Origin of the sequence: Halobacillus sp. Marseille-P3879 (genome assembly GCF_900240285.1) — a bacterium.
Classification (GTDB): Bacteria; Bacillota; Bacilli; order Bacillales; family Halobacillaceae; genus Halobacillus_A.
The window spans coordinates 640,614-660,945 of sequence record NZ_OESS01000001.1 but is presented as its reverse complement, the minus strand read 5'-3'; the positions used below and the strand labels follow the sequence as shown (position 1 = coordinate 660,945).

Annotated in this window: 22 protein-coding genes; 3 read left to right on the top strand and 19 right to left on the bottom strand. The window is 48.3% G+C overall.

Features of this window, described 5'->3' with window-relative positions; translation table 11 throughout:
• Positions 1-86: 86 nt before the first annotated feature.
• From C1A12_RS20995 to C1A12_RS03255, 9 genes are all read right to left on the bottom strand, one after another.
• Complete coding sequence (locus C1A12_RS20995) at positions 87-263, bottom strand: hypothetical protein (RefSeq protein WP_159462126.1); 177 nt, start codon at positions 261-263, stop codon at positions 87-89.
• A 12-nt stretch (positions 264-275) separates the two neighbouring features.
• Entirely contained in the window at positions 276-1,937 is a 1,662-nt protein-coding gene (locus C1A12_RS03290; RefSeq protein WP_101842413.1) for a gamma-glutamyltransferase family protein, read from the bottom strand.
• Positions 1,927-3,087, bottom strand: coding sequence for a CapA family protein (locus C1A12_RS03285; RefSeq protein WP_101842412.1), 1,161 nt, complete (start codon positions 3,085-3,087; stop codon positions 1,927-1,929). Before C1A12_RS03285 ends, C1A12_RS03290 begins: the two co-directional genes overlap by 11 nt.
• A gap of 12 nt (positions 3,088-3,099) precedes the next feature.
• Entirely contained in the window at positions 3,100-3,549 is a 450-nt protein-coding gene (gene pgsC, locus C1A12_RS03280; protein ID WP_101842411.1) for a poly-gamma-glutamate biosynthesis protein PgsC, read from the bottom strand.
• A 10-nt stretch (positions 3,550-3,559) separates the two neighbouring features.
• Positions 3,560-4,750: a poly-gamma-glutamate synthase PgsB gene (pgsB, locus tag C1A12_RS03275; protein ID WP_101842410.1), complete on the bottom strand. Its 1,191-nt coding sequence runs from the start codon at positions 4,748-4,750 to the stop codon at positions 3,560-3,562.
• 263 nt (positions 4,751-5,013) lie between these two features.
• Positions 5,014-8,091 (bottom strand): efflux RND transporter permease subunit, encoded by a 3,078-nt coding sequence (locus C1A12_RS03270; protein WP_101842409.1) that lies wholly within the window; start codon positions 8,089-8,091, stop codon positions 5,014-5,016.
• Positions 8,092-9,429, bottom strand: a complete 1,338-nt coding sequence (locus C1A12_RS03265; RefSeq protein ID WP_101842408.1) for an efflux RND transporter periplasmic adaptor subunit — start codon at positions 9,427-9,429, stop codon at positions 8,092-8,094.
• A 216-nt stretch (positions 9,430-9,645) separates the two neighbouring features.
• Entirely contained in the window at positions 9,646-10,164 is a 519-nt protein-coding gene (locus C1A12_RS21620) for a transposase (protein WP_373420426.1), read from the bottom strand.
• Between the two features lie 251 nt (positions 10,165-10,415).
• Entirely contained in the window at positions 10,416-11,042 is a 627-nt protein-coding gene (locus C1A12_RS03255) for a hypothetical protein (protein WP_101842406.1), read from the bottom strand.
• 191 nt (positions 11,043-11,233) lie between these two features.
• On the opposite strand from C1A12_RS03255, the gene C1A12_RS03250 reads away from it, so the two are divergent.
• A complete protein-coding gene (locus tag C1A12_RS03250) occupies positions 11,234-11,413 on the top strand; it encodes a YjfB family protein (protein WP_101842405.1) in 180 nt (59 codons plus the stop codon).
• A 63-nt stretch (positions 11,414-11,476) separates the two neighbouring features.
• On the top strand, positions 11,477-11,638 hold the full coding sequence (locus C1A12_RS20990) for a hypothetical protein (RefSeq protein WP_159462125.1): 162 nt from the start codon (positions 11,477-11,479) through the stop codon (positions 11,636-11,638).
• Positions 11,639-11,685: 47 nt separating this feature from the next.
• On the opposite strand, the gene C1A12_RS03245 is transcribed toward C1A12_RS20990, so the two are convergent.
• A complete protein-coding gene (locus C1A12_RS03245) occupies positions 11,686-11,937 on the bottom strand; it encodes a hypothetical protein (RefSeq protein WP_101842404.1) in 252 nt (83 codons plus the stop codon).
• Between the two features lie 146 nt (positions 11,938-12,083).
• On the bottom strand, positions 12,084-12,506 hold the full coding sequence (gene fabZ, locus C1A12_RS03240) for a 3-hydroxyacyl-ACP dehydratase FabZ (RefSeq protein ID WP_101842403.1): 423 nt from the start codon (positions 12,504-12,506) through the stop codon (positions 12,084-12,086).
• Between the two features lie 130 nt (positions 12,507-12,636).
• On the opposite strand from fabZ, the gene C1A12_RS20905 reads away from it, so the two are divergent.
• Positions 12,637-12,783: a lmo0937 family membrane protein gene (locus C1A12_RS20905; protein WP_145997028.1), complete on the top strand. Its 147-nt coding sequence runs from the start codon at positions 12,637-12,639 to the stop codon at positions 12,781-12,783.
• Positions 12,784-12,817: 34 nt separating this feature from the next.
• On the opposite strand, the gene C1A12_RS03235 is transcribed toward C1A12_RS20905, so the two are convergent.
• The 8 genes from C1A12_RS03235 to C1A12_RS03200 all read right to left on the bottom strand — a co-directional run bounded on the left by C1A12_RS03235 (position 12,818) and on the right by C1A12_RS03200 (position 20,097).
• Positions 12,818-13,903: a trans-aconitate 2-methyltransferase gene (locus C1A12_RS03235; protein WP_101842402.1), complete on the bottom strand. Its 1,086-nt coding sequence runs from the start codon at positions 13,901-13,903 to the stop codon at positions 12,818-12,820.
• 2 nt (positions 13,904-13,905) lie between these two features.
• Positions 13,906-15,234: an NAD(P)/FAD-dependent oxidoreductase gene (locus C1A12_RS03230; protein WP_101842401.1), complete on the bottom strand. Its 1,329-nt coding sequence runs from the start codon at positions 15,232-15,234 to the stop codon at positions 13,906-13,908.
• Positions 15,235-15,404: 170 nt separating this feature from the next.
• Positions 15,405-15,674, bottom strand: coding sequence for a DNA-directed RNA polymerase subunit beta (locus tag C1A12_RS03225; RefSeq protein ID WP_101842400.1), 270 nt, complete (start codon positions 15,672-15,674; stop codon positions 15,405-15,407).
• Positions 15,675-15,693: 19 nt separating this feature from the next.
• Positions 15,694-16,512, bottom strand: a complete 819-nt coding sequence (locus C1A12_RS03220; protein WP_101842399.1) for a flagellar hook-basal body protein — start codon at positions 16,510-16,512, stop codon at positions 15,694-15,696.
• 15 nt (positions 16,513-16,527) lie between these two features.
• Complete coding sequence (locus C1A12_RS03215; protein ID WP_101842398.1) at positions 16,528-17,355, bottom strand: flagellar hook-basal body protein; 828 nt, start codon at positions 17,353-17,355, stop codon at positions 16,528-16,530.
• A gap of 15 nt (positions 17,356-17,370) precedes the next feature.
• On the bottom strand, positions 17,371-18,372 hold the full coding sequence (locus tag C1A12_RS03210; RefSeq protein WP_101842397.1) for a rod shape-determining protein: 1,002 nt from the start codon (positions 18,370-18,372) through the stop codon (positions 17,371-17,373).
• A 168-nt stretch (positions 18,373-18,540) separates the two neighbouring features.
• A complete protein-coding gene (gene spoIIID / locus C1A12_RS03205; protein ID WP_101842396.1) occupies positions 18,541-18,819 on the bottom strand; it encodes a sporulation transcriptional regulator SpoIIID in 279 nt (92 codons plus the stop codon).
• A gap of 354 nt (positions 18,820-19,173) precedes the next feature.
• The gene (locus tag C1A12_RS03200) at positions 19,174-20,097 is read right to left on the bottom strand and encodes a M23 family metallopeptidase (protein ID WP_235001520.1); all 924 of its coding nucleotides are present in this window, start codon (positions 20,095-20,097) and stop codon (positions 19,174-19,176) included.
• Positions 20,098-20,332: the final 235 nt, after the last annotated feature.

Here is a 20,332-nt window from a genome sequence, read left to right as displayed (position 1 = left end):
GGATTACGACTTAACTCGAGAGGATTACGGCCTAACGCGACAGGTTTGCGCCTTAACGAAAAAAACGAGCTCCCTCTGACGGGAGCTCAGTTGCGGACGATGGATTCGTCTTCCTGATTATTGGTTTGTTCGGTATTGTAGTTTTCGATAAAGGTTTTGTCTTCTTCGGTAATGGTGTCGACTTGTTTAAATGTGGCCATGGCAATGATGACGAGTGCAAGTAACAGAAAAGAGCGTGATTCTTTTAATAGTTTTTTTATCATATCAGGTCTCTCCTAGTTTTCTTTGATTTGCCAGTCGCCGGCACGGCGGCTGTCGGAGGCGCCGTACATCATTTCCTTGTCGCGGTTGATGACGAGGCTGTGGATGGCGCCGTAAAATTGGTCCGAGTTGTAGGTGTCGAGTCTGTATCCTTGGACCTGAAGCTTGGCTTTCGTGTCTTCATCTAAGTTGTCGGCAAAGGCTTCTTCCATGATCACCTCCTCTTCTTCCACGTAAAAGCGAGGTGCTTCGACGACGTCTTCAAGCGGCTGATCGAGCAGCAGATGACGGGTGAGCACGTCAGCAATCATCATCGGGATCCGCTTCCCGCCCGGTGTTCCAATTCCCATAAACGGCTGGCCGTCCTTCGCTAAGATGGTCGGTGCCGTGTAGCTTCGCGGACTTTTGCCGGGTTCTGGAGCGTTAACGGATCCTGGGGTTTCGCTGAAATTAGACAGCTGGTTGTTTAAAAAGTAGCCGTCGACGAATTTGCCGGAGCCAAAAAAGTTGCTGAGCGTATTTGTAGTCGATGCCATGTTGCCTTCTTTATCGACGATTACGAAATGAGTCGTGTTGTTGTGATCGGCCTCGTCTGCGGGGCTGTCGTTAATCTCGTACTCCTCTGATAGATTCTCCATTGAAATGTCAGAGGCCAGTTTTTCCGCATAGGCGTCGCTTGTTAATTCGTCTACATTAATCGGATTAAATTCAGGATCGCTGATTGTGCCTAACCGATCGCTGTAGCTTCGTTTAATCACTTCCCCTAAGAGGTGGATATATTGTTCGTCATTCGCTGCAGCTTTTTCCAACCCGATGTCTTCAACCATGTTTAAGGTCTGAATTAAGGTGGTGCCGCCAAAGGGCGGGGGTGCGGTGAGCACGTCGTAGCCGGCGAAGCTGCCTTTTGCTGGTGCGGCTGTCTTGACTTCGTACTGGGTTAAGTCTTGTTCGGTATGGCCGGATGTCTGGGCGAGGAAGTTCTGGCCGAGCTGGTCGTTGTAAAAGCTGTCGGCTCCTCCGTCGCGTATCGCTTTGAGTGTTCCGGCGAGCTGTTCCTGCTTGATTTCAACGCCTGGATTGACGGGGGTGCCGCCGGGATACAGGTGCGGCAGCTCGGATATCGGCATGCGATATTGGGCGGCTTCGAGACGTCCATGCAGGCTGTTGTCGACTTTAAAGCCCTCTTCGGCAATGTCGATCGCGGGCTGGATCAGTTCGCTCATCTTCAGGTTGCCGAGGTCTTTATTCAGGCGTTCCATGCCTTTAACAAATCCGGGCAGTCCTACGTTATCGTCGGGCATCTGTCCGTTTAATGGTGCATTTTCGTTATAGACGTAGGTTGTCGGTTCGCCGTCGGCAGGGTAATAAAGCGTTTCGCCTCCCCCTCCAATGCCGGAACCGTATGGCTCAACCACGCTTAAGACGTAGGATACGGTGACAGCGGCGTCTGCGGCAGATCCTCCTTTTTCTAAAATTTCCATACCGGCTTCGACGGCAAGCGGATTGGAGGCGCTGACGCCGTAGCCATCTACGGTTTCAACGGGATCGCGGTCGGTTTGTTTATCTCCTTGATTAAATATCGCAAGCTCGGGCGATACGCCTTCGACCTGGTAGTAAAACCACATGCCGCCGATGACGATGGCGGACAGGACAGTGATGATGATCTTATTCTGCACGGCTGCTCTCCTCCTCGGCTGTGATGTGTGAGTGATCGACAGGGATGACGGCACGGTTGCCTTGCTTGTTCCAGTCTGCGTCGTCAAGTTCCTTTGTCATCTTTCTTAAAATGGGTGTGTTGCGGTAATGGTTGTTTTCCTTCAATGGTGACGGCTTAGTATCTTCAATGTAGGCTGGCAGTACTTCAAACCGGGCGGAGCCGTCCTGCTCCAGATGATACTGGACAATGGCGGATTCCTTCGTGCGCGACCAGCCTTGATCAAAAATGAAGTTCCCAAGACTGTAAAATATGACAGTGTCTTTGTATTTCTCAATAGGGGCCAGCACGTGGGCGTGAGTACCGAAAATCGCATCGGCTCCTGCTTCAGCCATGGCGTGCGCATAGTCGCGCTGCTTAGGCTGGATATCGTGCTCGTATTCTTTGCCCCAGTGCACGTGGACGAAAACGAGATCGGCGTTGGCTTTCGCTTCTTCAATGAGCGGCATAAACGTCTCCGGATCAGCACCGAGCACACCAGCTGCCGTTTCGGTCGCCTGGGTACTGTAATCAAGGATATCGTTAAAGCCGAGACTTGCGACCGTGACGCCATTGTATTCTTTATAGTGAATCGCTCCCGCTTCAGATAAATTCTGCCCAGCGCCGATGAAGTCGGTTTCTGCATCGTTAAAAGTGTTCATCGTATCGGTTAATCCGGCTATGCCGTAGTCGAGCACGTTGTTATTGGCAAGATTGGCGACGGTGAAATTGGCGTTATCCAGGGCTTCGACGGCTTCCGGCTTCGTCTTAAAGTTGTACGCTTTTTCAATCGGAATGGCATCGTCGTTAAGGACGACCGGATTCTCGAAGTTGCCGGCGACGTAATCAGATTGGTTAAACAAGTCACGGACGTTGTCAAAATGCGCATCGTAAGAGTCTTTCTCAGCAACGTTTTCGACAAATCGTCCAAACATGATGTCACCGACGACCGATGCGGTGAATCGGTCATTCCCCTCCTCTACCGCGATGGCTGATGGCCTTAATAAATGATTGAGTGGATAAACGAGCGCAAGGACAACCAGCAAGGCTGTAAACGTATGAAAAGGGGCGCGTTTTTTGTGCCATTTGCTGTGCTTTAACATCTTTTCTTTCATGTTCAGTTTTTTTGCCATATAGTAGTCACCCTAAAATAAGAAGTAAGCAAACATAATTAAAAACGTAAGGCCGCTGAGAAGCAGTGTGCTGATTACCGTTGGAAACATGCCTTGCTTCTGAATAGTGTTTGCGATCAAACCAGGAACAATAACTCCGATGCCGCGGAGCTCGTAAACCTCAAACGGCACGATCGGGTATACGGCATCAAGAAGCAGTTTAATGACAATGCCCGTCGTCAGCATAGCGGCGAATTTCCTCCGGCCGTACAGGATCGTAAATCGGGCAATCCCGTGCTGGACAATGAAATACGTTAAAAAGCTGATCATAAAAACGGTCAGCATGTACACCGGCTGGTCAAAGCTTAACGCCAGGTAACCGGGTACGATGAGGCCGGCGGGCAGGATGCCGGTTTTTTCAGAATAAATCAGACTTAAAATCACACCTACAACTAACGATATATACAAATCAGATCCAAACATGGGACGCCTCCTAGCTGACGACTAATTCTTTTTTCGGTTGATGCTTCGTCTTGAATTTTTCGATTAACGGTTCGGCGGCGCCATGAATATTACCGACGCCGTAAATGACTTTTTTGTTAAGATAAGGCGTGAGAGCCTGGAATATCTCTTCGGTTGACTGTTTTTCAAGATTCATAATAGAGCGGCATGAGAGATCACCCTGTTGATAGGCTTCTATGATCGGATAGGTCATCTCCCCGATGAGCACGAGCCGATCGGCCTGAATATGCGGCAGCACGTCACGTGCAAACAGCTCCGTGCGGTCGACGCGGTCCTCCCGGCAGTTCATAATCACGATGGGCTTCTCATGCGGATAGCTTGTCTGTTCGATGCGCCGCCATATGTTGAGTGTGGATGCAGCATCATTGGCGGCAAATCCATTGATAAAGTAGCAAGGATCCTTCTCGTCCATAAACGGCATAATCCTCATCGCTCCAGGGTCCGGCTGCGCCTTTAACATTCCGCGAAACGCTGTTTCCTCATCAATATGAAGCGCCTCCGCAACCGCTAACGCGAGGGAGGCATTCTCAGGAAACACCATATATTCAAACTTGCGTAAGTATTCTTCTGTAATTCTCGAGTTATCCGCCATAATGACACGGGTTTTGCGCTTTCTGGCTATTTTTCTAAAATAAGATGTATATGGAGACTCTGTAAGAATAAGATGGCCGCGGTAAGGAATCGTCGCAGTAAAAGCTTCCGCCACCTCATCCAGCGTCGGTCCCATGACGTCAAGATGATCCTCAAGAACATTGACAATCACACCAATATTCGCCTGCAGCATTTGATTTTGAAACGTAATCTGATAGTCCGGATTGACAGCCATGCACTCGCTCACTAATGCTTCAGCCTTAAGCTTGCGCGTTTCAGTGACGACGTGTTTCTGCTCACTGATATTCGGTCCCTCCAGCCGGCGCTGTATCGGCTTTTCTTCATTCGTATGCCAGTAAATCATACGGGCTGATGTACCGGTCGTCTTACCGACGGTTTTCTTGCCCGCTTCCTTCAACACCCCTGTAATCAATCGCGTCACGGTGGATTTCCCTCGTACACCATTCACATTCACTCGAATTGGAATCGAATGAATACGGCGCTGGTGCCTGATTAATTCAAAGATGCCGAGACAAAGCGCGATGATGATCATAAGCGGTATAAGTAACATCTGATCCCCTTCCCTCTCTTTTACTCTTTCTACACTCAAAACCTATCATATGAATTTGTTGATTTTTTTATAGTTTTGTAAGGTTTATGTAAAGGTTTTCAAAGGATTGTAAATTTGCTTTAGAAAATTTTTGATTTGTCGACGGGGCGGGAGGAATTTCGACAGGTTACTGGAGGTTAGAAATTTATTTGAATTATTTCCGGGGAAATAATCGAATATTGCCGGAAAATAAAAAGTCCCCTGCCAGCACGGCAGGGGTAAAACTAAGCTTCGTCGCGGTTTTTGCGGAAGAAGCCGGTAATTTTTCTTGAAAGATCGTCAAAATAGGTGTAGACGACGGGTATGAGGATAAGGGTAAAGAAGCTTGAGATCGTCAAGCCAAAGATGATCGTCACAGCGAGCGGCTGCTGGGCTTCAGCTCCCTGGCCGATACCGATGGCGAGCGGTACCATTCCGAGTACTGTTGTCAGGGTCGTCATCAGGATCGGGCGCAACCGGCTCGGGCCAGCGTCTAAGATCGCTTCGGTTCGGTCGTACCCTTTCTCCCTGAGTATATTGATGTAGTCAACAAGCACAATGGCATTGTTGACCACGATCCCGGCGAGCATAATAATTCCAACGAATGCCGGTAAGCTAAACGGCAGGCCAGTAATAAACAAACCAGTCGTAATGCCGACCACAGTAGCAGGCAGCGAGAACATAATAATAAAAGGAAACAGGAAGTTCTCAAACTGAATGGCCATGACGGCATAGACGAGAAAGATCGAGAAGATGAGCGCGAGTCCTAAGTCTCCAAACGCTTCTTCCATGTCTTGTGCCTGACCGCCGATCTCGTACGAATAACCTTCAGGAAAATTGAGACTCTCAAGTTCCGCACGGACATCTTCGGTTGTACTGCCGAGGTCCCGGTCGACAATCTCGGATTCAACATTGACCTGCGGCTGCTGATCTTCGCGCAGCAGATTGACAGGTCCCTGCACCTGTTCAAGCTCAGCGACCGTAGACAGTGGAATAATGCCTCCATTTGCGGTCTGGACTGACATGCCTTCTAAATCAGTAATGGTCTGTCGTTCTTCCTCCGGCAAAATCATCTGAACATCGATTTCCTCATTGGCTTCACGGTATCTCGTTGCCACCTGACCAGTGAACGATGTCTGCACTTGGGTGATGATTTCCTGCTCTGTGAGCCCATATTGGGCGGCTTTGTCACGGTCGACTTCAATATTCATCTCCGGACGGCCTTCTTCTGTAGAAGATGTCGGTTCGCTTACACCATCTACATCCTCCATGACGTAGGTGACCTGCTGAGACAATTCATCAAGCACTTCATATTCCGGGCCGTTGAGCTGAATTTGCAGCGGGGCTCCTGTGCCTAAGCCGGCGTCAAGTTCAGTGACGGCGATTTCTGCTCCTGGTATATCGCTTAATTCTTCGTCGATCTGCTTCATGATGTCCTGAGTCGTACGTTCACGCTGATCGGGGTCGACCAGCTGCAGGGTGTACGTGGCACTGTCGGAGCTTCCGTTTCCTATATCTCCCCCCATGCCTCCTCCGCCAATCGAGAGGTAACGAACTTCGATATCATCGCTGAAATTTTCCAGACGCTGGTCGATGGCTGCTGTTGTTTGCTGAGTGCCTTCGAGTGATGTGGCGGCTGGCATTTCGACGTCGATTTCGATTTGTCCTTGATCCGACGGTGGGATAAATTCGGTGCCGATGCTTGGGATCAGGGCGACGCTGCCGACGATGGCTGCGAGTGTGAGGGCAATGGTTGTTTTACGCCATTTGAGTACTTTTTGCAGCAGGGTTCGGTATTTATTGTTAACTTTTTCTAAGAAGCGGTCGAACCAATAGCGGCGGCCGCTTGTCTGCAAAGGTTTCGTCAGCAGCTTGGACGATAGCATTGGGATAAGGGTCACCGATACGGCAAGTGCTGTGATTAAGGCGAAGGAGATCGTGATCGCGAGCGGTGTAAAGAGCTCGGAAGCGATTCCTTCTACAAAAATGATCGGCAGGAAGACGACGAGTGTGGTCGTAGCTGATGCGATAACAGCGGGGGCGAGTTCGGATGCTCCTTGTTTCGCTGCTTCGACCATCGAGTAGCCGCGCTGCCGGTAACTGACAATACTTTCTAATATAACGATCGAGCTGTCGACCATCATTCCAATGCCGAGCGCGAGTCCTCCCATCGTAAGGACGTTCAGCGTTTCGCCTGTGAAGTACATGAGCGTAAACGTGGAGATGATGGCGATTGGAATCGAGATGCCGATGACAAGTGTTGCTCGGAAGCTTTTTAAGAAAAGCATGAGCACGATAATCGAGAAAATGCCTCCCAGGATGATGTTAATGACGACGCTGTTGATCGATGTTTTTATAAACTCACTCGTATCGAGGATGACCTCGGTATTCGTGTTCTCCGGCAGATCGCCTTTTACCTCGTCGAGGGCATCGCGCACGTTATTGGCGGTTTCGACCGTATTTCCGTCTGTTTTCTTCATAATGGAAAGCGCTACGGACGCTTCGCCGCCGACTTCGGAAACGGTGTCTGAGTCGTATTTCTCTTCGATTTCGGCAATTTGATCAAGTGTCACCTGGGCGCCGGATGGTGATTGAATCGTCGTTTCTTCTATATCTTCCACTGACTCAAATTCGCCGTCGATCCTAATCTGGATGTCTTGATCGCCTTTTTCAACGGATCCGGCTGAAGCCGCCTGGTTGGAGGCATTTAAGGTTTGAGTAATCGTTTGGGTATCGAGTTCATAGCTGGCCATTTTGGAACGATCGATCAAAATGTCCACCTGCCGCGTGCTTCCGCCTTCGATATCGACAGACGCTACGCCTTCCTGACGTTCGATTTGTGGAATCAGTTGATCTTCCGCTACACGTTGAAGGTCTTCAGGTGAATCGCCCGATAAACCGACAGTCATAATTGGAAGCGCCTGCGGATCAAAGCGAAGCACGCTTGGCTCTCCTGCCCCTTCAGGAAGCGCTTCGGTCACTTGATCGACGTTTTCCCGTACTTCAAGGAGCGTACTATCGAGATCCGTTCCCATACTGAACTGCATGAAAACGAGCGAGGCTCCAGACTGGGACTGGGATTGAAGCACTTCCAGACCTTCAATGGCGCTGACTGACGATTCAACAGGTTGACTGACGAGTCGCTCAACTTCCTGTGGAGCTGCTTCCTCGTATTGAGTGGAAACGACAGCTACAGGAAGGTCGATTTCAGGATAAAGGTCAATCGTGAGTGAGCGCAGCGAAACAAAGCCGAGCGCTAAAATTGCAGCAACGACCATGATGACGCCGACGGGGCGCTTAACGGATAGGTTGACGAGCTTCACTTAGTCGTCCTCCTTCATAACTTCAATTTTCGCTCCGTCGTCTAGCGTCAGCTGCCCATTGGTGACGACCATATCGCCGGGCGATACGTCGCCTGATATCGCTGTGCGATCGGACTGGGACTCATTGATTTCAATGTCGACTCGTTCAACTTCATTCTCGTCTTCACTAACTACGTAAACATACGATTCGCCGCTTTGTTCCACGACGGCATTTGAAGGAACAATCAGCGTTTCCTCCAGCACATTTTCCGGCAGCAGGAAAGAAGCCATCATGCCTGGCTTAATGTTCTCTTCCGGGTTATCGACCGTAGCTTCGACTGGATACAGATTCGTATCGTCAGGGACGGAAGGCACATAATCAATCGTGGCTGTGACTGTTTCATCTAACGTTGGGATTTCTATATCGAGTTCCTGGCCTTCTTCGAAAAGGGAAAGCTGTTCATCGGTGATGGAAGCCGTAAGCGTGATCGGATTTAAACTGATGATCGTGGCAAACGGCTGCTGATTTGAAACTTGATCCCCTTCACTTGCTTCTACGGAGGCGACCTCCCCTGATTCACTTGCAATAACCGCTTCGTTCTCCGATTGTTCACGGGCGTCTTCAAGCTGAATCTGTGCCTGTTCAACGCCGAGCTCTGCCTGTTCCACGGCGGACTCCGCTTGAGAGACAGCCTGCTCAGCCTGCTCAACCTGGGCTTCAGCTTCGGCTACAGCTGAAGAAGACATACCGCCTTTATCTTGGTCGGACGCTTGATTAAATTGTGCTTCGGCCTGATCAGCGCGTTCCTGAGCTTGTTCATAGATCGATTCCGGGACGGATCCTTCATCAGCCAGCTTCTTCGTTTCGTCCGCAATTTGCTGAGCTGACTCGAACTGCTCACGCGCCTGCTCGATGGTCTGTTCTGTTTCTGAACCAGAAGCCTGGCGGGCAAGCTCTACTTGTTCTTCTGCTGTCTCAACACCTTCGACGGCCTGGTCATATTGGGTGCGGGCATCATCAAGTTGAGATTGGGCCTGACGGACGGCAATTTCCTGCAGTTCTACCTGGCTTCCCTGGTCGGCCGGGGATACTACGCCGACCGTCTCCCCTTCCTCGATACGGTCTCCCTTGGCTACGTTTAACGTCACCAGCTCCCCGGCGATGCTCGGAGTGACGGGAGTGCCGTCATCTGCAGCCGCTCTGCCGGCTATTTTTCGTTCAATGGTAAAGTCTTCCTGAGTGACTTCGGCGGTTTCTACAGGTGTGGTCCGTTCCTCGGGTTCGCTGTTGTCATTGTTGTTGCACGCGGTGAGGGTCGCGGTCGTGATGAGCAGGAGGCTGAGAATCGTTCGCTTCATATGTAGGTCTTCCTCTCTCTTTGTGTCGCTCTAATGCGTGACTGAGTGGTCATAAGTATGGATAATGTTACTAGAATTTGGAGACTGATGCAAGGTTTTGTCGATGATCCATGTGACAGTTGTGTGAGGAAGAGGGAGTTGGGAATTGTTTGGTACCAGGTACAGAGATGTGCATTTTGTGTACCCGGTACAAAAAAAGACATAAAAATTCAATTATTACCGTTCATTTTCTTCTATTTTAAGTTTTTTGCTGCTGAACCATTGATCGTAGGGGGTGGATTCAAGATAAGTGTGGAACAAGTCTTTTGTGAGGATATTGTCTGTTTCGTTGTGGGTGTAATAGTAGTGAGAGGACCATAGTGGGTTGGTTTCTTCTTTATCTGAGAGGCTGGCGCGGAATGGATTGAGGTGGATGTAGCTGAAGGCGTCCATGAAGTAATAACGGTCCATAATAAGTTTGGCATGATACCTGCCTTGAAAAAGATGGCCGTTGTGGTTGTACTTTTTGTTAAAGAATTTGGCGTAATTAAGATGAAGCAGATGAAGAATCTTACCCGGGGGAAATTGTGTGGTTTCAAGCAGCAGGTGAATGTGATTGCTCATGAGGCAGTAAGCGTGAAGCTTAAATGGGTATTTTTTGTGCACGAATTTGAGGATGTTAAGATACCTTATGCGGTCGTAGTCATGGAGAAAGATATTTTCCTTTCGATTTCCTCTTGATGTGATATGATACATAGCTCCTGGATACCAAATGCGTCTGACTCTGGCCATATAGCACCTCCATTATTTTTTTATAGTATACCATAGGGAGGCTGGTACCAGGTACCATGAAGCAGTTGTCGTGTACCGGGTACACCGATAGACACTCAGTGTACCTGGTACCAAACAATTTCTACAGTGTACCCGGTACACAGAGAAAAAAGAAAAATAAAAAAGAAAAATAACCGCAGCCCTGGTGGGGGCGGCGGTTATGTATGGGTGAATGATTATTGCATACTGTGGCCCAGCTGGGCGATGATGAGTTCGAGTTTTTTCACTTCGGGGAGTTCATCGCGGTGGTCCGGGAATTTCTCGTCGAAGTGGTTAAGAAGCGGCTTTACGGCTTCGTCTTCAAGCAGCTCTTTGTAGGTGTTAAATATGTGTTGGTATTGTCCCATGTAACGTTTCATTTTCTTATCAAATCCGGACAGATGGTAGGTGGATGAAAAGTCAAATGCTTTCGCGATGTCACTGTCATAGGATGGGAATACGGGATTGATGGCATGCAGCATAGCTGCGGCAAGCGGGAATTGCATCGTTGGATTTCCTTTGTGGTTTTTAATGTTGTAAAGGGTTTTTGTGATATTAACGATGTTTGGGCGTTCTTCGCTGCGCTGCTCTTCCATCAGTTTGAAATATTCATGTTCGAATTCGTTGGTAAGGCTGGGGTTGTCCAGCTTAAAGAAGTGGCGAAAGACGAACTGGTAAATCGTGTCATCGGGTACATACGTAAAGTCAAAGTTTAGGTTGAGATAGGCGTAGACGTCCACTTTCTCCCGCGGGATTTGGTTGACGACTCTTTCTTCTTCGTCGAACAGTAATGGTTTTAAGTCTTCGGCTGTTCTGTACTTCATCGGAAATCACCTCTCGTTCCCCTATTCCACACTTTTAAGTCGGGAAAACTACTATTTAAGAAATGTGGAAAATTTATCGGGGCTTTTCTTCTATTCTACCGAATTGTTGATTCTAATGACAAGAATCCGGACTGAGTTGTTAATTATTTCCCGATGACAGCCGATGGTTAAAGAGAAGGGAGTGTGATGGAATGGATGTAGCGAAGGCTTCGATGGCGATGAGTCAGGCGAATGTGAAGCAGCAGTCCAGCCTGGCTGTGATGAATCAGGCGAAAACCCATGCGGAGCAGCAGGGCAGCCAAATGGTAGAAATGCTTTCCGAATCGGCGCCTCACCCGACTAAGGGGAGTCAAATTGATGTAAAAGGGTAAATAAGAACTAGGCGGTTCCTGAACCGTCTAGTCTTTTTTGAAAGCTGGGATGGCATGAGGCAGATGGCGAAGCGGCTAGCATTGCTTGGCGTTGGTCTTTTCTATGTGGGGATCGCCTTGTTTGTAGTTGAATGGGTAGACCAGACGAGTGTAGTCGTCCCGTTCTTAACGCTGAGCGGCTTGTCTATCATTGCGCTGGCCGTGATTGTACAAGGAAACCATTAGAAAAAGCCGCTTCCCTTAAGTAGAAGCGGCCCTACATAATATGAAGATTACTCTTCATCCTCATTCATTGTATCTTCGTTGTTTCCATCTTCACCATTTCCACCGTTTTCACCGTTTTCACCGTTGTTGCCTTCTTCTTCCTGCATGTCATCTTCTTCCTGCATATCTTCCTCTTCCTGCATGTTTTCTTCTTCTTCTGTGTTGTTTTCTTCTTCTGCAGGTTCCTCTTCCTGAGCACACGCTCCAAGAACAGATACAGCTAACATCGCGATGAGTAGTTTAAGTAAAGCACTTTTCATTAGATGTTCCTCCTTCGAGTGTTATGTTTCGATTGCTAGTGTGTCCACTTTTTTATTTGGATATACATGGGACTGGAGATATTTGTAACATGATGGCAAATCAAAAAAGCTGCCTCTTATGAGAGGACAGCTTTTCCATGAATTTATTATTTGAGAGCGAACATGATTTCCGCTTCGCAGGCTACTTCGCCATCAACGGAGGCTGTGGCTTTTCCTTTGCCCATCGGCCCTTTGAGACGGACGATTTCAACTTCGAGCTTAAGGCGGTCACCCGGCTTGACCTGGCGCTTGAAGCGGCATTTGTCAATTCCGGTGAAAAAAGCGAGTTTGCCTTGATTTTCTTCTTTTTTCAGCATAGCGACTGCGCCTGTCTGGGCGAGAGCTTCTGTGATCAGCACCCCGGGCATGACCGGGTAGTCCGGGAAGTGTCCTTGAAAAAAGGGTTCATTGACGGTTACGTTTTTGTAGGCAACCGCGTATTGGCCTTCTTCGAGTTCTTCGACTTGATCGATAAGAAGAAACGGGTAGCGGTGCGGAATGATTTCTTTAATTTCTTGTATATCCAGCATAGTTTGGCTCCTTTCCGTACAAACTACTCCTATTATAAAGGTATCGGCGGATTTGGACAAAATTTTTCCGCAAAAAGGTTTGAGGTCATCCGTGTAAGGAAATCTTGTCATTAGAAGGAGGTTACTGATTATGCTTTGGACTATTGTTATCGTTATCCTTATTATCTGGCTGCTTGGCCTTGTTCTCGATATTGCTGGCGGTCTGATAAATCTGTTATTGATTGTTGCGGCGATTATTATCATTATGAAAGTGATTCGAGGACGAGGTAAATCGTGAATAAATCCGTCACCCCTGCAGGTGACGGATTTTTCTATGAGGTCTGGGTGAGCTGGGGCTGTTTCTGGCCTGGGATCGTTTGTTCCTCGTTGTCAGTACCGGTTCGCTGGTGCAGATTGTGGACGTGAATGCTTGGTGTAAGCCAGAACGTATACCAGGAGCCTTCCTTCACAATCGGATCCAGATCGAACATTTCGAAATGACAGCACTCTGAGATTTCCTGAAGCTGCAGCTTATTTGGCAGAGCAAACAGATTGGAATGAGCAACGAAAAAGCTGTTAAAGGCAGATGAGAAGGCTTCTCCATGTTCGGTTTCGCTGATAGGCGTAATCACCGAAATAAGGCCGTCTCTGGCCGCATACGTATTTAAATGTTCAAGCAGTCCTTCTCTCGAATCGGGATGAATGTAATGAAAAATGTTGTGCAGTAAAATGACATCTGCGCTTCCTTCTTCAGGAACCCAGGAATTAATGTCACCGACTTCAAAGCTGATGTTCGGATAAGCGGCTGATTCCTTGCGGGCACGCATAATGACGTTTTTATTTAAATCCACGCCGGTCATCTGGACATGAGGGTGTTCGTCCGCGAGCTTGCGCAAGTATCCTCCGTGGCCGCAGCCCAAGTCAACGATATTTCTGACGTTGCGGTCACTTAGCATTTTTTTAATTTTCTTAATAGCGAAGTGTTCGAGCAGAGCTGACGTTTCCGCGACGACTTCCCCGTGGCGTTCATGGTCAAAGCGTGCACGGCTTTGTTCGCGCATATATTCGGGATATTTAAGCAGTGTCGGCATATGAAGTTCCATAATTTCTTTTACCAACGCTTTAACTCCAGGGGAAGCGTTATTGCCGACGATGGAAGCACAGCGTTTCTTAGATGTGCGAAAGGTCTGGTTCGGCCGGCGTTTCATGTGCTTTACGGCAACCCCGACGCGGACCCAGGAAGCGAGCAGATCGAGCGGATATCCCGTTTCTTCACTGACAGATTCAACAGTGCGTGCTTTTTTAAAATAATCGAATAATTGCAGCTCGGACCCGACATAAGCGTGCCAGACCGGTAAAAAGGATTCGTTCTTTTTCATCCATTTGCGTGCCTGCATGGCGTTAATCCATTCATTCATACTTACACCTTCCCTTTTTGTTCAAATCTCCACGGATAATCCTCCGCTTCGGTAAATAGCTTCTTCTGCTGCTTATAGTCACTAATCTGCTTCGAACGTACAGGAAGGACACTCCCCTGAATCGCGCGGTCAATTAGTGAAAAACTCCAGCGCCCAAGTCCTGAGATGTTGAGCATCTGCTTGACGTGCAGTTGGTCATCATCGTAAATCCGCTGGACGGCCCGCATCCGCAGCTGCCGCCACCACGGGTTGGGAAACGAATAAACGAGTGCGGACATGTGACTTAATGTCAGCAAAAAGGAAACACGCGGTTTGCGAACGTCTTCGTAATAATGAAGGTTCTCATAAAACGGCCGGCCTTCCTCTTTACACCAGGCAAGCAGCTCCCCGAGCACGTCAGCGTCCTGAATAGCCAGGTTCATCCCCTCACCAGCCATAGGATGCACAGTATGAGCAGCATCTCCAATAAGTGCCAGATTGCCGGAGTAGTAGCGGTCGACGTGGTACGTATAAGGGATCATCAGCTGAATCTGCCGCCAGTCATCAAGCGTTTTGACCGTTTCGGCTAGCTCGGGTTCAAGCTCGCCATATGCTCGATAAAGATGTTCGAGACCTTTTTTCTTCACATTCTTAAATTCACCGGCTTTAATGAGATACACGGTGCGTACTTGATTGTCCGGCAGTGGAAACAGGCCGAGAAAGCAGCTGTTCGTTGTAATGATCTTGCCTTTGGTGAATGTGTCGGGGCGCGGGATCGTTACGGTTAGAAAATGGTGATTGTAATCTTTTCGATTCACGCTTACCTTCATCGCGTCACGCGTAGGAGAAGCACGGCCTTCCGCTCCAATGTAAACTTCGGCTTTAATGTGGAAAGTCTTCTTCTGCCGGCGCACTTTCGCCAAGCCATTTTCAAAGCCGAGAAAGCGGGCCCCGGGCAGATAATGAAAATACTGGTCGTACTCCTGTCCTTTTTTTCGTAAAATGTCCTTCGTGGTCTCGTGCGGTACCATAAGTGCATGGTCGTAGCGGCTTGCGACCCGGCTGTAGTTAAGTTCGGTAAGCTGAAGAGGTTCAGGGGTGTCATTCGGCCGGCTGTTAACTTCCTGAAAACGCAGCTGATCAATGACGTGGCCGCTCGCTTCCACCTCATCAAGGACCCCCAGCCCATCTAAAATCGCGAGCGTCTTCGGCTGAAGCAGTTCTCCTTTGTAGGCGTGGGATTTAACTTTAAGCTGTTCAGCAATGGTGACATGGACACCTCGGCTTGCGAGCTTTGCAGCAAGGGCAAGCCCGCCGACACCTCCCCCCGCTATGAATACTTCGGTTTTCAACGTAGCTCCCCCCTGTACGCGGCTTACTTTTTTCTATTACTGAATAGTTCCACAAAATGCAGGAGAAGAAACCTTTTGATTTCTAAACAAAAACACACGAGCCCTTAGAAAAGAGCTCGTGTGTTCATAAATCAGCTTGTCCGTTCATATATAATAAAAAAGGACAACCTCTATTCACCTGTGACTATATTAATAATCTGCTCCCACGTGGACCAGCTGAGAGCATCGAGCGGATCGCCGTCTCCAAGGACGCCGTAGCCGATCATCAGCCCAATGGCCAGCGCCAATGCACTGAGTACGAGAACAATGATGATTCTAAGCCAGATAGGAAGAATACGCCGCCGTGATTTAACCTGACGCTTTTCTTTTGGCTTTTTATCTTTATTTCGCTGTTGTTTACCCGGTTGTAGTTTCTTTGCGTTCTTTTCCTCTGTTGCCATGGATAGCTTCTCCTTACCCTTAAGATCTTAGTTGATTCACAAGTCCCATCATCTCATCTCCTGTTGAGATGGAGCGGGAGTTGAACTCATAGGCTCGCTGTGCGTTCTGCATGTCCGTCATTTGCTTCGCTAAGTCCACGTTGGAGGACTCGAGGCGGCCTGATTGAACTTCAGCATCCGCACCGGCCACAATTTCCTCCGCTGCGGCTCCCGCTTCTCCAGGAATACGGAAGCGATTCTGCCCGGCCGCTTCAAGCATTCTCGGGCGCACTGCTTCTACGACGCCAAGCTGGCCTTCTGCTGCTTCAACCCCGTTACGGGTGACCATAATCGCTCCGTCTTCGCGCACGTTGATATCTTCCATATTATCCGCAAAGGTCAGCGGTTCTTCATCATTATCGAGAACCGGCCGGCCGTTTACATCGGTCAGCATCACTTCTTCATCATCCGTCGGACTTAAATAAAAATTCCCGGCACGGGTGTACTGCGTCTCGAGACCATCTTCTGTGCTTACCTGCAATTGAAACAGATGATTGTCCTCAAGTAAAGCGACATCCAGTCCACGGTCAGTTTCTTTTAACGTTCCCTGCGTTAAATCAAGATTCGTATGAGCCAGCTTAGCTCCCGAGCCAACCCTGATGCCGTTCGGTGTGAGACGGTTCACTTCGGCATCCTCGTTCGACTGGTTGTTGACCTGCTGAGATAATAAGGAAGCGAAATCCGCTTGTCTGCTTTTATAACCTGGTGTATTCATATTGGACATATTGTTCCCAATAAGGTCAAGCTTGTGGTGAAGCTGTCCCATTGTATTGGAAGCCTGCAGCATTGATAGATTCATAGTGTAAGCCCCTTCCTATCCCAGTTTACCAACGTCGTTGACGGTTTTCTGCATGCTCTGATCATAAGCTTTTAACGCACGCTGGTTCATTTCAAATGTACGGTATGTATTCATCATCTCCGTCATCGCTGCGGAAGGATCCACATTCGAGCCTTCCAAACTGTTCTGCCTGACTTCAAAATTCACGCCGTCGATTTCACGGGCATTTTCCAACGGGCCTCCGTCCTCGCCAGGTGTGTATAAGCCATTGCCCTCTTTTACCATATCCGCTGCATTGGCCGAATAGGCGAGCCCAAGCTGTACCTGCTGCCCACCGACCTCAAGCGTGCCATTTTCCTGAACGTTAAACTCCATCCCGTCGGTTTGAATCGGCTCCTCGTTATTGTCGAGCACGTAATAGCCTTGATTTGTCGTCAGAAAGCCGTCTCCATCTACCGTAAAATTCCCGTTACGCGTCTGTCTGACATCACCGTCCGGATTCTGGACATTGAAAAAAAGAAAGCCTTCCTCGTCAGGTAAATCACCATTTAAGAGAGCCAGATCGGTCGTATTGCCTGTCTCCCTTAAATCGCCCTGAGAAAATTCAGGTACGGCTTCCTGCATATAAACACCTGTATTCAGGGATCCGAGCTCCTTCTGCACCGGAAGCGTCAATCCTCCATTGCTCGTCGGGACTGTTTCCCCGCCCATTTGCTGCAGCAATAACTCAGGAAAAGCTCTCATCGTACCTTGATCGGCCTTATATCCCGGGGTGTCTGCGTTTGCTATGTTGTTTGACAGGGTTTCCTGCATCCGCTGGTTGGCTATCATTCCTGATGCCGCCGTATTGAATCCTCTCAGCAAGACGATCGCTCCTTCTTACCCAATTTTATTGCGAGTTACTTTATCGATATTTTCAAGCATAATTCCGGTGCCTTTTGCCACACAATCCATTGGATCTTCTGCGACAAAGACAGGAACCTTTAATTCTTCAGCGAGAAGCTGATCAATTCCATGCAAAAGCGCGCCTCCACCTGTCATGATAACGCCGCGGTCAATAATATCCGCAGACAGCTCAGGCGGTGTGCGCTCAAGAACCTGCTTGGCTGCTTGTGTAATAGTTTGCACCGGCTCGCGAAGAGCAACTTCGATCTCTTCGGAGTTAACGGAAATCGTGCGCGGCAGACCTGAAACCATGTCCCGGCCGCGAATCTCAATCTCTTCGTTACGGGATCCTTTAAATACGGTCGCTACTTCCACTTTTATGTTTTCTGCGGTACGCTCCCCAATGAGGAGTTTGTATGTCTTCTTAATGTAATGCAAAATCTCGCTGTCGAATTTATCGCCAGCCATTTTGATGGATGAAGCGGTTACGATATCCCCCATCGAAAGCACGGCCACATCTGTCGTTCCTCCACCAATGTCAACGACCATATTGCCACTCGGCTGGAAAATATCCATGCCCGCTCCAATCGCCGCTACTTTAGGCTCTTCCTCGAGATAGATTCTCTTCCCGCCTGATTTCTCAGCTGCTTCGCGAATCGCTTTCTGCTCGACCTTCGTAATGTTTGTCGGGCAGCAAATCAGCATGCGAGGCTTCGATAGAAAACCTTTAACATTCGTTTTTTGAATAAAATGACGCAGCATCGCTTCTGTTACGTCGAAATCCGCAATCACACCGTCTTTCAGCGGACGCAGCGCTTCGATGTTTCCGGGTGTACGTCCAACCATGCGCCGGGCCGCTTCTCCAACTTCAAGAACCTTGCCGCTGTTACGGTCCATCGCTACGACAGACGGCTCGTTTAATACTATGCCTTTACCTTTTACGTGAATAAGTACGTTTGCTGTACCTAAGTCAATTCCAATATCTCGCGCAAACATCTTTTAGTAGATCCTCCCTATTTATCAGAAAAACTATTCGAATTGGTTTTATGTTTAAAAATGCACATCTAATTCTATATTCTATCACAAAGTTACATCATTCGCTCTAATTGTTAAGAAAAAAGTTCCAATTTGTAAAGGTGTCAATTGTCCCGGGAGGAAAGAACGCTAAAGCGTTGGTTCTGCAGGTGTATCTTTTCCGATTGTACGATATTTCATACGTGTGGCTTCTCCGCCTCTGAGATGCCGTATTTCCTTATGATGATCGAGGATTTTCTTGACTTCCTGTGCCAGCGGACCATTGATTTCGGGCAGGCGTTCTGTTAAATCTTTATGCACCGTACTTTTAGAAACACCAAATTCTTTCGCAATCACACGTACCGTCTTTTTTGTCTCAACAATGTACTCACCAGTCTTGATTGTTCGCTCTTTGATGTAGTCATGCACATCTCTCGCCTCCTGATATTGACTATCCAAGGGGGTGGGGTGAGACGGGATAGGGTTTTAGCGTCTATGTTGGTAGTGAAGCTCTCGTTGTATCACCCTGGATGGTACCGATTCTTCGGTTATGAACATTCTATTATAAGAAAGCCGGAGTTATGCGCTATCTTTTTCAATGGGAGCATGGCGGTACCAGGTACAGAAATAAAGAGCACGTGTACCCGGTACAGAAGACGACATTTTGTGTACCTGGTACCAAACAACTAATTCTCTGTACCTGGTACCCAGAAAAAAAAGAAAAAAATGGAGGCCGGTTCAGCCTCCATTTTTGGCACGTGGGTAATGCTTTGCTTTTGCTATTTACGATTGTGTAGATGAAGAGCTTTCATCTTCTAAAGATGGTTCTTCTGTGTCTTCACCTTCACCAGCGTCATCTGTTGTTCCTGCATCATCAGACTCAGTTTCTTCACCGTCGGCTTCAGGAGCTTCGTCCTGTTCAGGTGCCGGCTCGATGTCAGATTCAGTTGGCTCTTCTTCAAGCGTAGGCTCTTCTTCCGCTGCTTCTTCAGACTCCTCAGATCCCTCGGCTTCTTCTTCAGTTGTAGCTTCTGCAGATTCAATCGTGCTTACAGCCTGACCGAAGAATGTTTCCGGGTTAACTGGCTCGTCATCTTTTCTTACTTCAAAGTGAACGTGAACGCCATTTGCCTGTCCGAAAGAATTCTGACCAGCTTGTCCAAGAACATCGCCTTGTTTTACTTCATCACCAGATTGGATAGCAACTTCAGCTAAACTGGAGTAAACCGTCGTTACTTCATTGTCGTGAGTTAGTTCCACAACATTTCCATATAATGGATCTTCTTTTACTTCTGTTACGGTTCCAGATAGAGCAGCTGTTACATCAAACGCTTCGCCTTCACTTGTTGCGACGTCGATTCCTTTGCTCTGGTAATACTTATTGTTGTAAAGGACTAGTGCACTTTCTTGTTCGTCATCGGATGCGTCATAATCGAAATACTTTGTGACGATTGCTGCTTCTAGATCACTTGCTACCGGCATTACAAGATTTTCATCCTGACCTGTAACAGGTACGGCTTCCTCGCCATCTTCATTGACAAACACATCATCTTCAACCTGATTTCCTTCATTCAACTGATCAGCGACATCATTAGAACTTTGCTGATACCAAAAGACTCCCACCAACACCAACGCGGCTACCGCTAAATATAAAGCGGGATAGAGCCACTTCTTGCGCATTAAGCGTTTAAACTTTAATTTAGTCACGCTTTTCTTTCCATCCTCTCTCATGTTCATCACCTCAAAAATCATTCTGAACGCTTTTATGGAAATATATACATCGAGTAGAAAAAATTTTATTGGGGACAGGGGAGGAGTGCTGGGATATCTACTGTGAGGGTACCAGGTACAGAGAGGCTCATTCGGTGTACCGGGTACACAAAAAAGCCACCTTAAAAGGCGGCTTGACTGGCTTTCGGTGGTTATAAGCGTGTACCAGGTA

What these genes read in the sequence shown, in the direction of transcription:
- C1A12_RS20995 (WP_159462126.1), bottom strand. Translation starts at nt 263, where the DNA reads ATGATAAAAAAACTATTAAAAGAATCACGCTCTTTTCTGTTACTTGCA.
- C1A12_RS03285 (WP_101842412.1), bottom strand. Translation starts at nt 3,087, where the DNA reads ATGGCAAAAAAACTGAACATGAAAGAAAAGATGTTAAAGCACAGCAAA.
- pgsC (WP_101842411.1), bottom strand. Translation starts at nt 3,549, where the DNA reads ATGTTTGGATCTGATTTGTATATATCGTTAGTTGTAGGTGTGATTTTA.
- pgsB (WP_101842410.1), bottom strand. Translation starts at nt 4,750, where the DNA reads ATGTTACTTATACCGCTTATGATCATCATCGCGCTTTGTCTCGGCATC.
- C1A12_RS03265 (WP_101842408.1), bottom strand. Translation starts at nt 9,429, where the DNA reads ATGAAGCGAACGATTCTCAGCCTCCTGCTCATCACGACCGCGACCCTC.
- C1A12_RS21620 (WP_373420426.1), bottom strand. Translation starts at nt 10,164, where the DNA reads ATGTATCATATCACATCAAGAGGAAATCGAAAGGAAAATATCTTTCTC.
- C1A12_RS03255 (WP_101842406.1), bottom strand. Translation starts at nt 11,042, where the DNA reads ATGAAGTACAGAACAGCCGAAGACTTAAAACCATTACTGTTCGACGAA.
- C1A12_RS03250 (WP_101842405.1), top strand. Translation starts at nt 11,234, where the DNA reads ATGGATGTAGCGAAGGCTTCGATGGCGATGAGTCAGGCGAATGTGAAG.
- C1A12_RS20990 (WP_159462125.1), top strand. Translation starts at nt 11,477, where the DNA reads ATGGCGAAGCGGCTAGCATTGCTTGGCGTTGGTCTTTTCTATGTGGGG.
- C1A12_RS03245 (WP_101842404.1), bottom strand. Translation starts at nt 11,937, where the DNA reads ATGAAAAGTGCTTTACTTAAACTACTCATCGCGATGTTAGCTGTATCT.
- fabZ (WP_101842403.1), bottom strand. Translation starts at nt 12,506, where the DNA reads ATGCTGGATATACAAGAAATTAAAGAAATCATTCCGCACCGCTACCCG.
- C1A12_RS20905 (WP_145997028.1), top strand. Translation starts at nt 12,637, where the DNA reads ATGCTTTGGACTATTGTTATCGTTATCCTTATTATCTGGCTGCTTGGC.
- C1A12_RS03235 (WP_101842402.1), bottom strand. Translation starts at nt 13,903, where the DNA reads ATGAATGAATGGATTAACGCCATGCAGGCACGCAAATGGATGAAAAAG.
- C1A12_RS03225 (WP_101842400.1), bottom strand. Translation starts at nt 15,674, where the DNA reads ATGGCAACAGAGGAAAAGAACGCAAAGAAACTACAACCGGGTAAACAA.
- C1A12_RS03220 (WP_101842399.1), bottom strand. Translation starts at nt 16,512, where the DNA reads ATGAATCTATCAATGCTGCAGGCTTCCAATACAATGGGACAGCTTCAC.
- C1A12_RS03210 (WP_101842397.1), bottom strand. Translation starts at nt 18,372, where the DNA reads ATGTTTGCGCGAGATATTGGAATTGACTTAGGTACAGCAAACGTACTT.